The organism is Rhodococcus sp. 15-725-2-2b (assembly GCF_002259075.1).
Classification (GTDB): Bacteria; Actinomycetota; Actinomycetes; order Mycobacteriales; family Mycobacteriaceae; genus Rhodococcoides.
In genome coordinates this window covers 1-2,535 of sequence record NZ_NPFL01000027.1, presented here as the reverse complement: position 1 = coordinate 2,535, position 2,535 = coordinate 1, and the positions used below count along the sequence as shown (strand labels likewise).

Annotated in this window: 1 protein-coding gene; it reads left to right on the top strand. The window is 60.7% G+C overall.

The window, feature by feature from the left end:
* Positions 1-12: 12 nt before the first annotated feature.
* A partial coding sequence (locus tag CH306_RS27750) for a non-ribosomal peptide synthetase (RefSeq protein ID WP_254924357.1) occupies positions 13-2,535 on the top strand: 2,523 nt, incomplete at its 3' end.

The following is a 2,535-nucleotide window of genomic DNA, read 5'->3' as shown; positions in this document are numbered from 1 at the left end:
TCGCTCTCTGCGATGCGTGTCGTAGCCGCCGTGCAGGAAACCTTCGACTGTGAAATCAGCGTCCGTGCACTCATGGAAGCCCCCACCGTAGCGGGCCTGGCTCGTGTGGTGGGTGGAGGACAGTCGGGCACCAGGCAAATCTGGGAGCCATATGCGCGTCCGGCCCAGTTGCCGCTGTCGTTCGCCCAGCGTCGGTTGTGGTTCATCCATCAGCTAGAGGGACCATCGGCGACATACAACATCCCTCTGGTACTACGCCTAATCGGTCTACTCGACGTCGACGCGCTGACCCTGGCGGTTGCCGATGTCGTAGCCCGGCACGAGAGTGTTCGCACAGTGTTTCCCGCTACGGCTGGCGTGCCCGAGCAGTGCATTCTCGATGCCTCTGAAGGGCTTGTCGCCTGCAAAGTCATCGACGCCACCAACTGGACCGATCAACAGTTGGATGAGGCGGTCGGTATTGTCACCCGCCACGCCTTCGACTTAGAAACCGAGATTCCCTTTCGTGCAAGGCTTTTCGCAGTCTCGACCACGGAACACCATCTGGCCCTGGCAATGCACCACATCGCCGCCGACGGATCATCTCTCTCGCCGCTGGTTCGCGACCTGACTACCGCATATCAGGCCCGCACCACCCGGACGGAGCCAGGCTGGGAGCCGTTGCCCGTTCAGTACGCCGACTTCACAATCTGGCAGCACAAGCTCCTCGGCGAGGCCGACGATCCTAATACCCGATCTGGTCGACAAACAGTTTTCTGGGAGCGGAACCTCGCTGGATACGCGGGACTGCTGGAGCTTCCCACGGACCGGCCTTACCCCGCCGTCGCCAACCATCAGGGCGGCCAAGTCGTCGTCGAATGGCCCGCCGAACTGCAGGAACTCGTGCGGGTTGTGGCGCGGGAACGCAATGCGACGACGTTCATGGTGATGTCGGCGGCGCTTTCGGTGCTGTTGGCGCGTTTGAGCGGGAGCGCGGATGTGGCGTTCGGGGTGCCGACGGCGGGGCGGGGGCGAACCGAGTTTGACGGCATGGTCGGGTTTTTCGTCAACACGCTGGTGTTGCGTACGCGGGTTTCAGCCGAGATGAACTTCGGTGATTTGTTGGAGGAGGTACGGGAGCGGAGCCTGGACGCGTTCGCGAACCAAGATGTGCCGTTCGATGCGCTTGTCGAGCGCCTCAATCCGGTCCGTACGCAGGCTCACCATCCGTTGATCCAAATCCTGTTCGCCTGGCAAAACGTCACCCTGCCCGATCTGTCTCTGCCAGGTCTCGACATTTCCCCGCAGCGCACGGACACCTTGACCGCTCGAATGGACTTGACTTTCAGCCTGCGTGAGCGGTTCGACAACTCCGGCCGTCCCATAGGCATTGGGGGTCTGGTCGAGTACCGCACCGACGTCTATGACGCCGAAACTGTAAAACAACTTGTTACCCGCTGGCAGCGGGTGCTCACGACGATGCTCGCCGGCACGGACCGCTCGGTGGCGTCAATCGACTTGCTTGACGAGAGAGAACTGACGCAGCTGGACGCCCTCGGAGCGCGGTCAGTGCTAAATGAATCGATCGTGGACCCCGCGATTCCGGAGTTGTTCGCCGAGCAGGTGAGGGTGCGGCCGGACGTCATAGCGGTGGTGTTCGAGGGTCGGTCGTGGACGTATCAGGAGTTGGACGACACATCGACGCAGTTGGCTCATTTGTTGGCTGGGCGTGGGGTGGGAGTAGAGGACGTTGTTGCACTGTTGCTGCCACGTTCGGAACACACTGTGATAGCCATACTTTCGGTGCTGAAGCTGGGTTCTGCTTACTTGCCGATCGACATCAACACCCCTGACGAGCGCCTGGCATTCGTTCTACAAGACGCTGCGCCGGCCGCGATTTTGACCACGGTGAGCCTCGCTGGTCGCGTCAGTAAGTCCGGGGTCCCACTGATAGATGTCGAGGATCCCAAGGTCGCTGAACAGCCGACGACGACGTTGCCGGTGCCGAATGCTGACCTCCTCGCGTACATCATCTACACCTCAGGAACGACAGGCACACCCAAAGGCGTCGGCATCACACAAACGAACGTCACCCAGACCTACGCAGCTTCGGAACATGCTTTCAAACATTCCCCAGATCAGGTGTGGTCGATGTTCCATTCGTACTCGTTCGATGTGTCGGTGTGGGAGATGTGGGGCGCTCTGCTGCACGGCGGCCGCTTGGTGATCATCCCTGAGCATGCCGCCCGCTCCGCAACGGACTTTCACCGAATCCTGGTAGACGAGCAGGTCACCACCGTCAACCAGACCCCGTCCGCACTCGAGATGCTCTCGCCCGAGGGAATAGATCAAGTAAGGACCATTTTTGTGGGGGGTGAGGCATGCTCGCCCGAACTTGTCGATCGGTGGGCTTCAGGCCGAGAAATGATCAATGGCTACGGGGAGACAGAGACGTTCTACGCCTCTATGAGTGCGCCCATGAAGCCTGGTCATGGAGCTCCTATCGGTACGCCGGTGCCGGGTGATGCGTTGTTTGTGTTGGATTCCGGTTTGCGG